The organism is Streptomyces sp. NBC_01410 (genome assembly GCF_045040195.1).
Taxonomy (GTDB): domain Bacteria; phylum Actinomycetota; class Actinomycetes; order Streptomycetales; family Streptomycetaceae; genus Streptomyces.
In genome coordinates this window covers 84,218-100,873 of sequence record NZ_CP109530.1, presented here as the reverse complement: position 1 = coordinate 100,873, position 16,656 = coordinate 84,218, and the positions used below count along the sequence as shown (strand labels likewise).

Here is a 16,656-nt window from a genome sequence, read left to right as displayed (position 1 = left end):
GTCGCGGACGGCAGAATGGAACGCTATTTCGGCTCTTAGGTATCGCGGATAATGCTGATCTCCGGCCACCACGAACAACCGTGTTGCCTCCGACAGTTCGCCAGCGGCCCCCTCTACTGCTCTCGGTCCTTCGATCCGCACCATGTTGGCCGGGACGATCAAAGCCTGGGCCTGCGACCCGCACATCGAAGAGCTCCACTGGGCCCCCTCACGCCCCTCAGTACGCCCTGTCGGGTGAGGCCGACTCACCGCAATGCTGTCGTGGCCACTCCCGGATTCCCGGGCGACCGGCTCAACGAACCGGCGGCCCCGTGGCAACGGGCGACCTGACGAACCGTGGACAGCCACAACACGAGCTACTTTGCGGCTGAGGTCAGAGGTAGGACTCCGGAGCCACGATCCCCGTGGGTTCAAGGAAACCGAAGGTCCTGCAGCGCGAACCCATGGGTCCACGGGTGTGCCCTCGGCCCGGCCGTCACCGGCCGACGCTACGGACCACCCCCCACCGACCACGCCTACCCGCTGCCCAGCCTGCCCCGCAGCGGAGTTGCCGCCTTCCGCGCCGACTGCTGGCGCCGCCAGAACGACCTCGACTTCGCCCACACCGATGGCCAGTACCGGGCCGGCTACGCCGCCGCCTGCACCTGGCTGGCCCGCCACACGCCAGCACCCGCACCACCCGACACACCCCCACCGGCAGACAGCGATCCGGACGAGGCCATCCCCTGGCAGGACATGGAAGGCCTGCGCCTGTTCCTGGCCCGCCTGACCGTGCTCAGCCCCAGCCCCCAGCACACGCTGGCCCGCCTGCGCGGCGCCCAGGCCGGATTCCTCAGCCAAGCACTCCTGCTCGACGTGCCCGACGACCTCGCCGAACGCGGCGGACCCGGCATCACCACCGTGCCGATCAGCCCCCGCGTGGGGCATACCATCACCACCCAGCTGCCCAACCCGCTGCGCGCCGCCGCCGTCGCCGCCTTGCTGTTCACCGGCACCGCACAGTCTCTGCTGTCCCTGACCCAACTCGCCAGCGTCGATGAGCACGCCACCCGCCTGGCCATCGACCGCGACTCCCGGATCAACGTCGGCGTGCCGCCCGGCCCGAGGCACATGTACGCCATCCCGCCTCGCGCTCGCCCGCTCCTGCGCGCCGCCCTGGAGTTCCGCCGCCGCACCCCGCGCACCGCCGAGCACCTGGGACTGTTCGCCAACTGCTTCGGCACCTCCGAGCGCTTCGATCACCTCGTCCGCGACATCAGCCTCCACATCCCCGCCGTTCTCCACCCTCACCCCGCAGAGGACTGGCACACCGCTGCCCGCTGCTGGCACCTCAACACCCCCGCCCCGGCTACCCCGGCCGTCCTGCCCCCAGCGCCCGGAGCACGCCCGTGACCGACCCGCACCCGCCCAACCTCCAGACCCCCTTGGCGTTCGACCTGCCCTTCCTGCGGGCGCGCGCCATGGAATGCCGCCTCACCGACGACGAACTGACCGCTCTTACGGGCATCCCCACCACCGACTGGGACTCCCACCTCACGCCTCAGACCCTCAGCAGCGCGGCGCTGATTGCTCTGGCCCATGCTCTGAACACGCCACCCGACGCCCTGCTCCGCCAGCCGGACACACCTCACAACCCCCCAACGCAGCCCGCAACTGGCCCCCACTCCGCCGTACTGCACGCCGCCCTCATCGAAACCGGCCGCATCCACCCCGACGACCTGGCCTCCGCCCTGGAATGGGACCCCACGCGCCTGAAGCGAGCCGCCGCCATCCTGAAGGCCCATCTCCACCAGGCCAATAGCCCGCAACGCCTCATCCACACCGAAACGACCATTCACCTGGCCGCTTTGCCCGGACTGCTGACTGGCCGGCAGCTCAACAGCCTGTACAGCACGGGCCATACCGCCGCGGCGCTCAGCCCCGGTGAGGCCACCGCCGCAGCTGACTTGCTACACCGCGCTGTGCGCGGCCTACCAGTGGATGTTCCGGCCGCGCAGATCCCTCGCCTGGCCAACCGGCGTCTGCTGGCCCCCGAGGGCCTGCCAGCCCCTCATCCCGACCTGCTGTTCGCCCTGGGCCTGGCCGCCTCCCCGACGACCGAACCACCGCTGAATCCCGCCACCATCGCGCCCGACGATGCTCACCCGCGCCCGCCTACCGCACTGGCGTGCGCCCCCAGGATTCCGGCACCACCATCAACCCGCTCCGATCACCAAGGATCCCTGACATGACCTTTGCCCTTGACGAACCCGGCGAGTTCGACACCCGCCGCAACTGGCCCGCTCACGCCCGCCTGGTGTCGACCCGGGCACTGAGAACCGCCCAAACCGCGATCGCAGACGCAGTCGAAAGACGCTGCATGACATGCCTCCACGGCGACGCTGGTGTCGGCAAAACACTCTCCGCCACCAGCACGCTCCGCACCACCGCACGCGAACAAATGATCTGGCCTCGGTTCCCCGTCCCCCGCCCCACCCCACGCAACCTGCGCCAAGAACTCTTCCGCGCCCTACCGCTGCGCGGGCCCATGCCCTACCAGCCCTCAGCGATCGAATCGTTGCTGCACGAAGCACTCGCTCGCCGTCGCTACGTCCTGGTGTTCGACGACGTGCAGTACCTGAACACCGACTGTCTCCACCTGATCCGCCGCCTGTGGGACGTGGGAGACCGCCGCCCCGCCGTCGTGTTCATCGGCGACCAGCGCGGCTACGAGAAGCTGCGGAGGGAACTGGCCGCGCGGATGTACGCCTGGAACAGGATCGACCCTTTGAGAGCCGACGAGGTCCGCACCGCCATGCCCGCCTACCACCGTGCATGGGCGAACGTACCCAGCACCCTCATTGACAAGGCCGACGCACACGGCCCGCATGGCCGAATGCGCAGCTGGGTGCAGCTTACGAAAAAGTGCCTGCAGGGCATGCAGCGGTTCGGCAAGGACCGCATCGACGAGCCGTTGCTGGACTGGGCACTCCTCTCCACCTTCGGATTGCCTCGAGAGCACTGAGGACACGTGACTTCATCCACCCTTTGATGCCGCCGCCCGCCGCAGGTCAGGACGTGCAACTTGCCCCGAAGACAGAGGGGCGCCAAGTGGCACGTGCCGATCGCGTTGGGCACACGGGTGCTCTGCGGAGAACGAGTAGGCGAAGAACGCCCTGCGCCCCGATACGCCCACTACCAGGTTTCAGGTGGTGCGGACGATTCCTGTCCGCCGATTTGCCCCGGCTTTGTCGGCGCGCTATTTCAGCCTGCGCAGCTCCCGGCTGAGCCCCAGCGTAGGAAGTCTTTGCCTCCTTCACCACCGATGACGGCGACCGCGTACTGCGCGTAGCGCCACTCTTTGCGGGCGTGGGACTCGGTGAGGACTGCTTGGCAGGCTACGTCGGAGGCGATCTTTGCCCACTTTCCCCGCGTTGTCTGGTCCCATTCGGGCTTTGTGGCCCACACGTACATCACGGCCTCGTCGGGGGCGAAACCGACGGACATGTTGTGATGGTCAAGCCAGTTGGGGTCGTTGCGGATGCGGGAGTTGCCCTGCCACTCGGCGATGACGCCGCTGGCCGTTTCTCCGGCCACACGGATCTCGTCGTTGTCCGTGCTGGGGATCTGCGCCTGCTCCAGGCCGGACTCGGTCGGCTGCCACCAGGAGTCCTGTCCCACACCGGGTGAGCTGTGGTCCTGGATGGACGCGGTGCAGGCGGTGTTGGTGCGGAAGTTGTCCTCCCACACGATGCCGGGCCCGCCCGTGCGGGCCGTGTCCACCACTACGTACTTGCTGTAGGGGGAGTGGGGGTAGGAACGGACGAGGTCCTGCAAACCCAGGCAGACCGTCTCGGCGACTTCCTGCACCGCTACCGAGGGCAGTTCCTGGCCGCTTGTCGCGATGTACACCTCCCCCCTGGGTTCATGGAATGTGATGGTGCGGTCCATGTCTGGGTAGGCGACAGGGTCGAGCCAAGCCCCTGTTCCCATCGCTCCGGGGGCGTCGTTCTCGGCAGGGGTCCGGGCCGGCCGGGATTCCTTCCACGTCGCGAGGGACGCTTCTCCTGAATCGGCCTTCCGTGCACCGTCTTTGCCGTCGCTCCGGACGGCGCCGGGCGTGCCGCTCGCCATGTCCGCAGCCGGGCTGGGGCGGGAAACGGAAGCGGCTGGCGGGTTGCGCTTCTTGGGGGCGCTGTCTGTCTGGGAGAGGAGACCGCCGACGAGCGCCCCGCCCAGGGCAGCGGCGCCGATGAGCACGGCCACGGTGCGGCCCTTGCGTCGCCTGGCGGACACGTGCCAAGACGGGTCATCCAGGGTGGGCATGTCCCACGCGGCGGCGACGAGATCGCCAACCATGGTCGGCTCCAGCCCGGCACCATCGACAGGGAGGACCTGTGTGGTCTGGGAGGCGAGGAGCAGCGAGCACTCCTCAGCGGCGGAGATGGCGCTGATCCGCTCCTCGGGATCCTTCGCCAGGGCCTTCTTCGCGATCTCCTGCAGGTCTGCCGGAACGCCGTCGAGGTCCGGGTCACCGGACATGACGCGGTAGGCGACCACGTCGGGGGCGCCGGTCCCGAACAGGAGCCGTCCGGTGGCCGCGTAGGCGAGAAGAGCACCCCAGACGAACACGTCCCCGGCCGGTCCTGCGGTGCCGGTGCGGTAGTGCTCGGGGCTGATCCAGCCCGGTGTGCCGGTCATGACGCCGGTGCGGGTCACGCTGGTGCCGTCGGCGGCGTGGGCGATGCCGAAGTCCAGCACGCGGGGGCCGGCGGGGGAGAGGATGACGTTCTGCGGTTTCACGTCCCGGTGCACCACGCCCGCCTGGTGGATCGCGGCCAAGGCATGCGCGGTACCGGCCGCGAAGGCATACAGCATGCCGCCCGTGAGCGGACCGTGTTCGGACAGGTGCTGGTTCAGGGTCGGTCCTGGGGCGTACTCAGTCGCCAGCCATGGATCGGCGGCCTCGGGGTCGGCGGCCAGTAGCGGTATCAGGCAAGGGCCTTGTACCCGGGCGGAGAGCTGTACCTCGCGGCGGAACCGGGCCCTGAACTCAGGATCTTCGGCCTGAGCGGCATGGATGACCTTGACCGCGACCCGCGCCCCCGCCGGATCGAGACCGGCATGGACAGTGCCCATACCGCCCGCACCGAGACGGCCGATGATCCGGTAGGGACCGACCCTGGACGGGTCACCGGGACGGGCAGGCAAAACCCGACCGCCCGAGTCGACAGCGCTCACAGGTCGCCTTCCGTCCAGTCACACTCGTCCACGTGGTTCACGCGGTTCCAGCGGTTGGTGTCGTAGCCGTCGCGATAGTCCCACCAGCTCGCGGTGCTCCGCAGCCGGTTCCACTCACGGAGGATGGTCAGCCGTTGCTCCTGGCTGCGCTCGTCTTGCCTGAGGAGCGCGAGCAGGATCCCGGCAGAGCCGCAGACCAGAATCTCAAGGGAACGCAGCGCGCAGAAGGTGTCCCCGGTCTCGCCGGCCGCGTCCTGGACTGGCCGGAGCTGGGCGTAGATGAATGCTTCCAGCGCGAGGACGTCGTCGTGGGTGATGTCGTCTGCGTACCGCATGGCGCGCTCCGGCTCGGCGCTCATTGAGCAGGCTTCCTATCGGTTTGCCGGGGCAGTGCCGACGGTTCGTCATGGGCGTTCAGCAACTCGGGGCGGGCGCGCAGCACTCATGGCGTACTCGGCGGAACTCGTCCGGGATCGGCGTCGATGCCATCGGCCGCCGCCCAGCAGCACCTCCCCGCGAACGTCAGGGTCGAACGACGGTTGGAGAGGGAAGAAGGAGCCCTGCGGGGCGGGTTGTCCAGCACCTCAGTGTCGAAGTGGGGCGGCTTCGCCCACGAGGCGACAGATCGCAAGTCCACGCTGCCGTCGGAGAACATCGCGCCATCGAAGCTGACCGTGCCGCCGCAGAACACCGCGCCGGACAAGTCTCCGCCGTCGAACGTGGCTTCTGTGAAATCGAAGTCAAGACCCTGCCAGGAATCGGGTTCTCCGGTTTCAGGCGGAGGTGGTCGCGCGTTCGCCCTCCTTGTATCCGGAGGCATCCGGGTCCGGCTGGTAGGGCATGCGCAGGTAGGCGCACAGGACGTCGATGCACACCTGACGCTGTTCTTCCCAGTCGTCCGCGAGCCGGGCAAGCGCATAGACGCCGGCGAGGCGGACGGCGGCCTTGTCGTGGCCGAGTTGTTCGGCCGCCGTGGTGTAGCGGTCGGCGAACTGGTTGGCGTCGGCGCGGTGGGCATCGCTCTCAGCGATGCGCTGCTTGCGGTAGGCGTACACGCCAGCCAGCACGGCGCCAGCCAGGGTGAGGATGGCGAGGGTGGTCTTAATGGCGTCCGAGGTGTCGGTTACGAGGCGGTCGACAACCAGGCGGTAGATCAGCCAGCCCGCGCCGATGGCGCCGAGGACGGCGAGCGGGGCGACGATCCACGCCCGCATGAGGCTCGGGGCGTGCCATCCGTCCGACGCCCGGCCCTGGTGGTACCACCTCGGTTGCCTGCCACCCCTTCACCATGGGCGCGCTCCGTGTCCGCCCGGCGGCCGTGACGGCCGTTTGGCGGCGTACTGGCACCCGTAGGCGGGGCGGCGATGTGCACCGGCCGGTCGTCGTCCGTCACGGTTGCCTACAGCACGCCGAGCAGGGCGTAGTCCTCCCACTGGTCGACGACCTCGAGGTAGCCAGCGAGCTCTTTCGAGTGCGGGGCCCAGTCGCCCTCCTTCATTGCGCTGCTCGGGTGGCTCACGGGGTACGGGCCACGGCCCGGGAGGCGAACCACTGCACGAGGGTGGCGGCGAGGTGGACGCCAGCCCGCGCGGCTTCAAGGGTCTCCGGGACGGTGCCGGTCTGCTTGCCGTGGCGGGAGGTCTGCCCGTCCCAGAGGGCGCGCATCATCGCCTCCACCGGGGCGATCGGGTCCTTCCCGGCCGGGGTGGAGATGGCGGTGGTGAACTTGACCCGCGCGTTGCCGATCTCGCCGAGCATCGTGCCAAGCGTTGCTCGGGCGTGGTTCGGCTGGATGACCGCGTGCGAGGCGGACTCGACCGCCTTGATGGCCTCGCTGTACGCGCGGACCGGGTCGGGGTGCAGTCCGTACGCCGCTTTCCAGGACGTGGCCAGATGATCGGCGGCCGATCCGGCCGACGGCACGGCCGCCGCATCACTGACGGTTTGCCGTACCGCGTCGCGGACCTCAGCGCTGACACGGGTCTCCAGGCCGCCTTCGTCGTCGCTGACACGGTAAGCGGATCCGGCGTCGTCCAGCAGTACGCCGAGTTGGCGTACTTCCGGCAGCCCGCGCACGTCGTTCTCGGCCAGCAAGTCCAGGATGTCGTCCACCCCATCGAGCAAATCGATGCCCTGCAGCTGGCTGAGGCACCAGCTGGCGTTCGCATCCTCGGGTACGGCGATGCGCAACCTCAGGCACACGGTGTGCCCGATGTAGCCGTCCGCCCGGTTCGCCATGCCGAAGGCCCACCGCTGAAGCGGCCTGAGCAGGTGCGGTGGCACGTCGGTGTACGGAGCCTCGTCGACATCGTTGGCGAGGCCCAGGCGAGCGGAGAAGCGCTGCCGTCGAGTGCTGGTCATGGCGGGCCATCGTACCGGCCGAACACTCAATAGACGGAAGGATAATGTCCGTTATCCTTCCCTCTCCGGTAGGCAGCCGATCGAAGATCCGCGACAGCGGACCGGCGCCGGGGAGGGCACGTGGACGGGGAACTGATCACCGCGATCGCGGCGGTTGCCGTGAGCGTCGTCGGGGCGGGATACGCAGCCCGGCAGGCGCAGATCGCCAAGAGCGCCGCCCGCTCGGCCGAAGCACAGGTGAAGGCGGCCGAGGAACAGGTCGCCCTCATGCTCCGACAGGTGGAGGGCGAGGAAGTCGGCCGTCACGAGGCCCGCGGACCGGAGTTCACCACTGAGAGCGGCCACACCGATATCTCGGACGCGAATGTGCCCCGCGGAGTCCTCGTGCTGCGGCAGGCCAGCGGCCCCGCGCTCAGTACCGGGACGGTCACTGCGACCGGCGAAGGCGTAGAGGGCATGCGCGGCCGGCGCAACGATGCCAGCCACTGGGGATACGACCGCGAGACGAACATCGACATCGGCCCCATGGCCTCCGGTGGCACCGAAACCGTCCACGTCGACCTCGACTTCGACACCCGCAAGACGAAGATCGTGCTCCACCTCACCTGTCGGGCCCAGGACGGCACCGGCACCTGGCAGCGATCCGTCGCAGCCGAGATCGAACCCCGCCCCCGCCCCCGAGCGAGTTGGGTGTGACCGAGCTGCAGACACATTCCGCCGGGGCCATCCGAGCCACACCACCCTTGCCGCCCGCCTTGCGGGACGGCTGCACAGCAACGACGGAGTCATCGTCAGTTAGTCGGTCTCCGGGGAGATCCGGGCCTTGGGGGACTCTCACCATTCGCCGCTTCGCGGAGATGGCCGCGGTTTCGGTCGTCGAAGACGAGGTACCCGTTCTGCCGCTGCGCCGCTCCCTCGACCAGCGTGAGGGCCCCGAGACATGCTCTCGGGGCCATCAACTTGTCCGACGCGCACTGCTCGGGGATGTTCACGATCTTGCTGTGGAGCCCGGGGCGCCGCCTCCGAACCGCGGGTTCACCGGCGGATGTTCACCGTGATCTGGATGCCGCCGGCGGTCGCCACTGCACCGCCTACCACACCGACGGCCGTGGCCTGGTCCGGGTGTCCGGTCAGAGCGAGGACGGCGACGGCCGGTACGGAAACCGCCGCAATGGCGGTGTTCATCCGGCGGATCTGGTCCGGGGTGATGGCGACGGCCTGGCCGCGGCCGCGGGCCTGCCGCACGGGGTCGAGCTTGAGCGGCTTGAGCGCGGTGCGCGCAGCCCTCGTTGCCTCCATGGGGCACCTCGGCGCCCATCGAGCGCGCGGTGACGGTGACGCCGGTGAGACGGCGGTCGATGCTGTTCGGCGCGGCCTTCTTGACCTCGTCCAGCCAGACCACGAAGCCCACCAGGGTGCCGGTGGTGACGGCGGTCAGCGGCAGCGGGTCGTTGGTGCGCTCGGCGAGCCAGCCGTGGAACTCGGCCCACAGCGCCCAGTCCCGCGCGTAGCCGCCCCTGGTCTTCTTCAGCCGGATGTCCTTGAGGTGCTGCTCCGCGCCGTGGTCCAGGGCCGTGAGCACGGCCGCGGTCGCCGGGTCGTGCGGCGCGACCGCTCCCGCGGCGGGGGCGTCGTCGACCAGCTCAGCGTCGACGACCTCGACGTGCTTCAGCTCGGTGGTCATCGTCCTACCCTCCTCGAATTGCCGGGCCGGTCACTCAGGCGCGTCCGTTGATCCGAGAGAGAGGCAGTTGCCGCAGATGGACTGCTCATCCACCGCACGGAACGGCCGGCTGCAGATCTCGCAGAGATCGGGAAAAGCGATGGCGCAGTTGAAGCAGAAATTGGTGGGGCGGTCACGCGAGGCAAAGGTAATCGCGCCTTGGACCAGGGTGTCCGTGCCGCAATCCGGGCACCCGTCTACCGGAGGGGTGGAGGGCTGGCTGAACAGATCGTGTGTCCGCGGAGGGTCGCGCCACGGAAGCCGGAGGGTGTAAGTCGCGTAGTTCCATGCGGTCCACTGGGGATCCGCAGTCGCGGGGCAGAAGAAACACTGGGTCGGTCCGCCCCGCGCCACCAGGGCCCACTGTCGGCAGTCGGGGCACTGCAGGGTGCGCTCCCAGTGCGGTGCGAGCTTGTCCATTAGCCGCTCCATACGCTGCTTGACGAAGGCTCGGATCCTGGTGAGGCCGCTGCGAATGAACTGCACGTCGTCTTCGACCCGTTCGCGTTCCTGTTCGTCCAGCCGCGGCAGTAGCTCCTCGTCGAGGAAGCGGATCAGGAAGTCGAGCACCTCCGCCGTGCGGGCCTCGACCGATCCCTCCGAGTCGGTCAGGCCGTAGTGCTGCAGCGCGTTGCGGGACTTGGCCAGGGAGAGGATCTGTTTCTGCTCCTCCTCGCTGATGGACAGCCCGACGATGTTGCGGAGCCGCAGCACGGTCTCCTCAGGGGTGCAGCTGACGAAGTCGCCTCCGTCAAAGAGCGCACGGGTCATCTTCTTGTTCTTGTTCATCCTGGTCAGGTCCAGGTTCTGCAGGACGAGGGTCCAGTGTTCGCGGTAGAGCCGGTACTTCAGCAGCACCTCGGTCGCGGCCTGGAGATGGAGCACCGCGTACTTCAGGTTGCGGGGGCTCACCGCGTCCTCGCCCACGGCAAGAAGTTCGACGACGCTGACCAGGTAGTCGAGCCCGTTCGCCACGGGCGGGAAGTCGACACCGGCGCCGGGCTCGTCGGCCGCGCGGACCGGTCCGCTGGATCTCATGCCGCTCCGTTCGTCGGGCACCGGACCGACGGGTCGTCATGTCCGGTATATCGCCTCGGATATCGCCTCTTATCCGAGGTCATAAGCATCACGGGCTTGTACACCCGAGGCGATCAGCCTCACGGGCACCTGAGAAATTGACCGCCTCGCGCCTTTAGCTGCCGAGAAGTCGGCTGTCTTCCTCGACTGACCGCCGCGGCTGGCGACCTGCTGCGCGGTCCAGAGGCTGAGGACCGTGATCACTGTCGTCCAGGTTTCTGGTTCACGCGCCAGTCTGGACAGCTGCTCCCGAAGGGGACTCCTCTTACCCATCTGCGGCTGGGCCGCTTTGGCGGTGTTCCCGTCATAGGCGTGGTCGAGATCGAAGCTGGGCTGCCATTCGGCACTCGGGGCGAGCGCCGTCGCGGCGGCCGTGCCGGTGACCTTGGCCCAGGCCTCTTTCCATGCCTGATCGTGGTCGTGGTCGCCGCACCCATGGACGAACGCGAGGAGCTGCTGCTCATCGGCCGGGATCGTTCGCCTCTTCACGATCCGGCGCAGCGAGCTCATAGGCAGCGCGTACGAGTTGTCGCTGCGGTCCTGGATGTCCCGCATCGGCCGAGCACCATCTCGCTCGTAGAGGACTTCGAGCGCGCGGCTGAGGTCCCGCTCGTCGCTGATGAGGTGGATGTCGGGTGCGCTGAGGGTGGTGAGGATGCCGCGCTCCTCCATCCGGGCTGCTCGGTGCAGTGTGAGCACGAGGTTCAACGGCATGCCGCCCGGCAACGAGGTGCACGCCTTGATGTACTCGCGCACGGTCCTCTCCTTCGGCACGGACGTGCCGGACGCGGCCCGCTTGAGTGTTGCTGCCGACACGGTGCAGCGGTCGGCCATCTCCGTGTAGGTCAGGCCGGATTCCTCACGCACGCGACGCAGCGCCGTGGCCAGATGAGCACGGGCCGGGCGGGAGGCGTCGATCGGATTCTGGTGACGTCCCATGATCGTCCGACTCCTTCACTGCTGCGAGGCGGTGAGATGGGCGAGGCCCTGCGCAAGCGCGACACCTGCCGCATTCGCCAGACGGCGACCGCCGCTGACGATCAGCGTCACGACTGCGCCGACGGCGCCGCACGAGCCGAGCAGAGCGACGATGTCGACGACGGGGACCTTGCCAACGAGGTAGAGGATGCAGCCGAGAACCGGGAAAACGATGCCCGGCAGCACCTGCGCGATAGTCAGGCGGCTGGATGCCTGGTCCTGAACGGTGCCACCGGTCGAGGCGGCGTTCTTGTCGAAGGCGGGTACGGCGACATCGCCGTTGTTCTTCGCCACGGGGATCGAGCCCTCCATGAGGGGGTGCGCCGGTCTCCGGCGCACCCCGTTTCTGGGTGCAACCCGTGTGAGGTGTGCGGCATTTGGCGCTGCGCGCACGCACGGGCATGTTTAGTCTCACAGCACGATCAGCACGTCACCCAGCGGCTCAGAACCCCGAAGATCCCCGCATGTCTGATTTGTCAGCATTTTCGCTTGCCTCATCGGCCTTTTGGTTCACCAGCGCTCAATCCACCATTCGGCTTAAGAAAGTTACCGTGTGTAGTCCCCACTAGGGGAGCCGTCTCCGATATCCCGTGACGTCATGACCGCACGGACACAGGGCGTTGCGGATTGGCTCATCCTCTGTCATGTGGAAATTGCTGCCTTGGACCGCTCCGGGGCACAGTGGGTCACGCAACCCGGATTTCGTTTCAGAAGTCCGGAGAGCCCTGACCTCTGGGTGCAACCAAACAGGGCATACGGCAGAACCCCGTGTTGGCGCACGGACTGCCACGGGGGCTGGCGCCGAGCGTCGTCCCCGTCTCTCTCGGGACGGTCCCTCCACTGTGCGGGGCTTCCCGGGAGGCGGAGGTCAACATGCAGGCTCATCAGGGCCGTACTCGTCCATGTCACCATCCTTCTGATGGCCGCCTCGTGGGGGCGATCGCCGGAGTCCTCACCGGCTACAGCACCGGTAACGTCCCCGGCCAGAGACTTCGATCGGTGCGCGAACGGTCGGGCGGGACCGTTCTGCCCTTGGGTTCCGGCTTCCGGTAAGCGGTACTTCGCTCGTCCCGCACCGCCGAACTCTCTGGCCGGTTCGAGAGGGCTGAAGCAAAGACCTGATCGGTGGCTCCGGTGCATTCCGCCTGGATGGCTTCGGCGCCGTCGGTTCGGGGAGGCAGGATGCCGCTGTCCATGGGGCGCACTCGGTAGCCGCTGCCGGAGGGTTCCAGGCTGTACTGCAGGCCGAGGGCGTCGGTGCAGTCGCCCGGGGACAGCAGCTCGGAGCCCGCGACCCAAGTGCAGGGCAGTGACCACGTAGGGGGAATGACGAGAGCTGGGGGCCGGGGCGGGCGGGTGCGAGCGCGGCCCGGATGGGTGAGGCTGCGCGGACTGCGGAACGGGCAGCGCAGCATCGGCTGGCCCGGGTGGTGCTGCCGCTCTTGGCGGCGGCCGCCGCGGTGGTCGGCGTGGCGGTGGGCGCGCTGGTGAACTGGCAACTGGGCCTGGTGGCCGGGTTGGTCGTGGCGGGGCTGGGGGTGGGTCGGTTATACCTGCGTGCCCACAACAGCTGGTGGGTGGGTACCGCCGGGGAAGCACGGACGGCCCGGCTCCTGGCTCCCCTCGTGCGGAAGAGGCACGCCGTGGTGCTCCACGACCGTGCCGTTCCGAACAGCCGCGCGAATATTGGTAACTCCGGATAACAGAACTTGAGCAATGCCATGCCGGAGGCGGGTCATCTGTCTCGATAGATGTCTTCGTCCGGCTCCCAGTTCGCATCGATCGTGGGGTCTTCCGGGTCGTCCGGGAGGAACTTGGGATCCGGCTCCCAGGTCCCATAGAAGTCCTCCGGCGAGTCTGAGAGTTCAACTTCGTCACCGAGGTCTCCCAGCTGCCAGAACTCCTCGTTCTCGACGTCGAGGTCGCATGCGGAGCAGGCGAAGACGTAGGGAGTGAAGACCACGACGGGGCTGTTTGTCTCCTCGATGTGGGTGTCGCCCATGAGCCAACCCTGTGAGCCGCAGGCAGGGCAGGTCGTCTCCAGGTCTTGTTCCATGTAGCGGGGCGAGTGTTGTGTGATCGTGGCGAGCACGATCTCCCGCTCCTTCGATGCCAAGTGCCCGTAACGCTGCTCGAAGATGGCCCGCGCCTTGGCCAGCTTGCCTTCCAGCCGGATGCGGGCGGCCTGAACGCGTTCCTCGATCAGCCTGTCGTGCAGAGGGACGTAGCTGCCCCAGTAGTCGTCCGGAGCCATCTTCAGCTCTGCGAGCAACGGGTCGATCAGCCGCAGGCATGTGGTGAAGACCGTCTGGACCTCCGTGATGTCATGAACGCCGCTGTGAGCAACGCCGTTGCGGGCGTTTGCGACCGGCTCCAGTGCCTGCTTGTTGATCGGGATCTGATTCCGAAGGATCTTGTGGACTCGGGCATGGGCTTCCACCAGCCCGATCGTCTTCGCCCGACTCTCGGGGGCTGAGGCGTGCGTACCGTGGCCGGTGGCGTGGAGGAGCGAATCGAAGTCCCGGGCCTCGACTATCAGCGCCGGGTGGAGGCCCGCGAGGTAGGCCTTGAGGAGGTGTTCGGCGGCGATCCCAGCGTGGTGAACCGCGAAGTCGTATGACTCGGGCCCCTCCGCGAACGCCGTGAGTGCCGCAGTCATCCACTTCCGCGACGAGGCCTTGAGCTGTTCGGCATGCATGGAGTGGACCATAGGGCTGTTGGGGCAGCGGCCGAACCTGGATTTCGGTGCTTAGCCCCGTGGGTGTGTTCGACCTGGGGAGTTCTGCGGCGTATCGGCGTTCTCGGGGCTGATCCCCAGCATCTCCGTGAGGACCGCAACCGGCAGCTGGGTGGAGAGCCCTATCAGGGGCGGAGGTCCGGCCCGGACGGGAGTAGATACCCAGCCGCTTGAGCCGGGTCCCCAGATGACAGCTGCTGAGGGGCTGGCCCGCGAGGGCACCGGGGAAGAGCCAGGGCGAGTCCGCCGAGGTGCCGATGGCGGTGTGCCCGCGTCGCCGCGCGAGGAGCCGGCGGGCGAGCATGTCCAGAGGATCAGTCAGCAGCAGGGGAGTGTCGCCGAGCATCAGCGACGTCTGCGGGCCCTCGACGATCGCCGCCGTGACCGGCAGTTGCGAGACCACGGTGAGGGGCTGGGCATAGAGCAGGACGAGGAGTCCGGCGAACCGGTCCTCGATGGCGAGGCCGTCGTCGTGCATCAGGCGACGGCTGACCGCCCCACCGCCCCGGAGCTAGAACTCGCCGAGGTGCTCATCCGGGAGTTGACCGGCATCGAGCAGCGCGCGCTGCACGACGAGTACGGACACGCCCTCGAGCAGCTGATCGCGGCGAAGGCCAGCGGCGGCGAGCTGGCCGAGTCGCCGGTGGAGCCGGTGCCGGCGGTGGACCTGATGGCCGAGCTGGAGGCGAGCGTACGAGCGGCGAGAGCCAAGCGGGGCGAGTTTTGGTCTGCTCAGAGAGGAGGGCGGCGGCTGCCTCTGCCGAGACAGCCGCCGCTCGCTGAAGACCTCCTCACCCGCTCTCTCTGCACGAGAGAGCTAAGGGATCACCAAAGAATCTTCTTCAAATACGCCTTCCTCCATCTGCTACCTGGTCAGGGTTGGAAAGGAACTGCTCGATCTCCCCGAAAAGATCGTTCAGTTCCTTTTCTGCGACACGCTCACGACTGCAGAGACTCCTTAAGACTCTGACCTGGCGGAGCATGAACTGTTCACGGAATAGGCGTCTTTCCTTGATCGCCTCATCTGGAACATCACTTACCACCCCCAAATCCTCTTTGAGAATCTCTAGATAGTCCCGCGCGTCCTCATCGCCAGAGGCGGCAGCCCTGCACCACCAGCGGTAGGCGACCTTTAGGTCACCGATTGCCTCTGCGATCTCAGCGACTCTTCTCGCCTCAGCAGACGTGATCGGGGATTTCGTCTCTTTGTTGATTAGCTTGACCAGCTCCAAGAGACGTTCTCGCTGACGGCCATTGGCGATGAGATCACCGATGAGATCACGCACACGGAACGGGCGTTCATCCCACACCAGGCAGGCCCCGGCCGGGGGCCGGCCCGAAGGCCGACCCCCCTGGTGAATGAGCAGGTCAGAGACCTCGCCCAACCCGGTTTCCTCACACATTGCCTGGTCAAAGAGCTCCAGCAGGACCAGGCGGGCGAACGCCTCTCGCTCTTCATCAAACATCCAACTGCTCATGCTGACACCTCCTCGGATGACTCAACCATTGTCCTCTCCAACCGTCGGCGGGCCGTCCTGAGATACCTCTGGACGGTTTCCACATCGACGTTCATCTCCTTCGCTACTTGCTCTAGCGGAAGTTCCCTCACCACCGCGAGGTTGACGACCTGCCTCTGACGCTCGGGCAACTCCGAGATGAACTTGTAGATCTCGGCCCGCAGTTCAGCAACAAGAACTGATTCCGGAATACCCAGCGACGAGGTTCCATCGGGAAGGTCTTCCGGCGGAACCGGGATGATCGGGAGCTTCTTGTTAGCTCGAAACTCATCAATGATTACGTGCGAAAGAACCTTACGACTATACTGAACTAGTCGACTGTCACTGATTTCACCCAACTCGGGAAATCGTTTGAATACCTTCTCCATGGTGATCTGAACCGCGTCTTCAGCAAAGTCTCGGTCAGATGATCTCGCCATAGCTGCCGACAATAATGGACGTCTCAGAGCGGCGAACCGCTTGTCGGGGTCACTGTCGAAGGCGGGTGGGCACGTTTCTTCGGTCATGGTGACCTCCGTTCACGCATCACCCACGGCAGCGTGCCATGGCGGGTGGTGTACGCACCGTCCCCCCATGGGATCTCAGGCCAAGCCATCGGGCTCAGCTCCCTTCTGTGAGGTGTCTTCAGCGATGAAGGCAGCGCCTTCACCCGCCTACACGTCAGAAGGGCCTGGATCCGGATGCCCGAGGACGAACTTTTCCAGCCGGATGAAGACCAAGGTCAGTTAGCACACCAGTGGGCCGCACGGTCGGGGCGGATTGCCGTCACTGTGACTGCAATCCGCCCCGACCGAGTCACCGGCACCCAGCGCAGCCGCGTCCAGCGTCAGGTCTCGAAGGAACTGGCCGCTGCACGCCGCCGCGCTGGGTGCTCCAACGCTCGGCACGGCGTTACAACTTCAGGAACGCCAGAAGCACCACGAAGGCGGCGACGGCAAGAGTGATAGCCGGGATCAGGGACGGGTTGGAAACCGCAAGGTAGGCGGCGAAGGCCGCTCCCATCACTGCGATCGCGATGGGCGTGCGCTCGTTGCTGGGCACTG

Annotated in this window: 17 protein-coding genes; 5 read left to right on the top strand and 12 right to left on the bottom strand. The window is 67.2% G+C overall.

All coding sequences use genetic code 11. The features are described 5' to 3' along the window. Positions 1-735: 735 nt before the first annotated feature. The 3 genes from OG741_RS00425 to OG741_RS00415 are packed head-to-tail and all read left to right on the top strand — an operon-like array spanning position 736 to position 3,004. On the top strand, positions 736-1,392 hold the full coding sequence (locus OG741_RS00425; RefSeq protein WP_405593927.1) for a hypothetical protein: 657 nt from the start codon (positions 736-738) through the stop codon (positions 1,390-1,392). Beyond that, a complete protein-coding gene (locus tag OG741_RS00420) occupies positions 1,389-2,231 on the top strand; it encodes a hypothetical protein (RefSeq protein WP_405593925.1) in 843 nt (280 codons plus the stop codon). Before OG741_RS00425 ends, OG741_RS00420 begins: the two co-directional genes overlap by 4 nt. Continuing rightward, complete coding sequence (locus OG741_RS00415) at positions 2,228-3,004, top strand: AAA family ATPase (RefSeq protein WP_405593923.1); 777 nt, start codon at positions 2,228-2,230, stop codon at positions 3,002-3,004. The genes OG741_RS00420 and OG741_RS00415 overlap by 4 nt, the downstream gene beginning before the upstream one ends. A gap of 239 nt (positions 3,005-3,243) precedes the next feature. Here the strand turns inward: OG741_RS00415 and OG741_RS00410 are convergent, their stop codons facing one another. From OG741_RS00410 to OG741_RS00395, 4 genes are all read right to left on the bottom strand, one after another. Beyond that, positions 3,244-5,220 carry a serine/threonine-protein kinase gene (locus OG741_RS00410; protein WP_405593921.1) on the bottom strand — a complete coding sequence of 659 codons (1,977 nt, stop codon included), beginning with the start codon at positions 5,218-5,220 and terminating at the stop codon, positions 3,244-3,246. After that, entirely contained in the window at positions 5,217-5,579 is a 363-nt protein-coding gene (locus OG741_RS00405) for a hypothetical protein (protein ID WP_405593919.1), read from the bottom strand. Before OG741_RS00405 ends, OG741_RS00410 begins: the two co-directional genes overlap by 4 nt. Positions 5,580-5,993: 414 nt before the next feature. After that, a complete protein-coding gene (locus tag OG741_RS00400) occupies positions 5,994-6,434 on the bottom strand; it encodes a hypothetical protein (protein ID WP_405593916.1) in 441 nt (146 codons plus the stop codon). A gap of 301 nt (positions 6,435-6,735) precedes the next feature. Further along, entirely contained in the window at positions 6,736-7,581 is an 846-nt protein-coding gene (locus OG741_RS00395; RefSeq protein ID WP_405593914.1) for a hypothetical protein, read from the bottom strand. Positions 7,582-7,701: 120 nt separating this feature from the next. On the opposite strand from OG741_RS00395, the gene OG741_RS00390 reads away from it, so the two are divergent. Beyond that, positions 7,702-8,277 (top strand): hypothetical protein, encoded by a 576-nt coding sequence (locus OG741_RS00390; RefSeq protein WP_405593912.1) that lies wholly within the window; start codon positions 7,702-7,704, stop codon positions 8,275-8,277. 292 nt (positions 8,278-8,569) lie between these two features. Here the strand turns inward: OG741_RS00390 and OG741_RS00385 are convergent, their stop codons facing one another. From OG741_RS00385 to OG741_RS00370, 4 genes are all read right to left on the bottom strand, one after another. Next, on the bottom strand, positions 8,570-9,265 hold the full coding sequence (locus tag OG741_RS00385) for a hypothetical protein (protein WP_405593910.1): 696 nt from the start codon (positions 9,263-9,265) through the stop codon (positions 8,570-8,572). Between the two features lie 30 nt (positions 9,266-9,295). Continuing rightward, a complete protein-coding gene (locus OG741_RS00380) occupies positions 9,296-10,342 on the bottom strand; it encodes a hypothetical protein (protein WP_405593908.1) in 1,047 nt (348 codons plus the stop codon). Positions 10,343-10,411: 69 nt separating this feature from the next. Beyond that, the gene (locus OG741_RS00375) at positions 10,412-11,320 is read right to left on the bottom strand and encodes a helix-turn-helix domain-containing protein (RefSeq protein ID WP_405593906.1); all 909 of its coding nucleotides are present in this window, start codon (positions 11,318-11,320) and stop codon (positions 10,412-10,414) included. A 15-nt stretch (positions 11,321-11,335) separates the two neighbouring features. Then, the gene (locus tag OG741_RS00370) at positions 11,336-11,653 is read right to left on the bottom strand and encodes a hypothetical protein (RefSeq protein ID WP_405593904.1); all 318 of its coding nucleotides are present in this window, start codon (positions 11,651-11,653) and stop codon (positions 11,336-11,338) included. Between the two features lie 1,079 nt (positions 11,654-12,732). Here OG741_RS00370 and OG741_RS00365 point away from each other — a divergent pair. Next, the gene (locus OG741_RS00365) at positions 12,733-13,062 is read left to right on the top strand and encodes a hypothetical protein (RefSeq protein ID WP_405593902.1); all 330 of its coding nucleotides are present in this window, start codon (positions 12,733-12,735) and stop codon (positions 13,060-13,062) included. 32 nt (positions 13,063-13,094) lie between these two features. On the opposite strand, the gene OG741_RS00360 is transcribed toward OG741_RS00365, so the two are convergent. The 4 genes from OG741_RS00360 to OG741_RS00345 form a co-directional block, all read right to left on the bottom strand. Next, positions 13,095-14,057 carry a hypothetical protein gene (locus OG741_RS00360; RefSeq protein WP_405593900.1) on the bottom strand — a complete coding sequence of 321 codons (963 nt, stop codon included), beginning with the start codon at positions 14,055-14,057 and terminating at the stop codon, positions 13,095-13,097. Between the two features lie 881 nt (positions 14,058-14,938). Further along, entirely contained in the window at positions 14,939-15,574 is a 636-nt protein-coding gene (locus OG741_RS00355; RefSeq protein ID WP_405593898.1) for a hypothetical protein, read from the bottom strand. Next, on the bottom strand, positions 15,571-16,119 hold the full coding sequence (locus OG741_RS00350; protein ID WP_405593896.1) for a sigma-70 family RNA polymerase sigma factor: 549 nt from the start codon (positions 16,117-16,119) through the stop codon (positions 15,571-15,573). Before OG741_RS00350 ends, OG741_RS00355 begins: the two co-directional genes overlap by 4 nt. A gap of 385 nt (positions 16,120-16,504) precedes the next feature. Further along, complete coding sequence (locus OG741_RS00345; RefSeq protein ID WP_405593894.1) at positions 16,505-16,654, bottom strand: hypothetical protein; 150 nt, start codon at positions 16,652-16,654, stop codon at positions 16,505-16,507. Positions 16,655-16,656 lie beyond the last annotated feature (2 nt).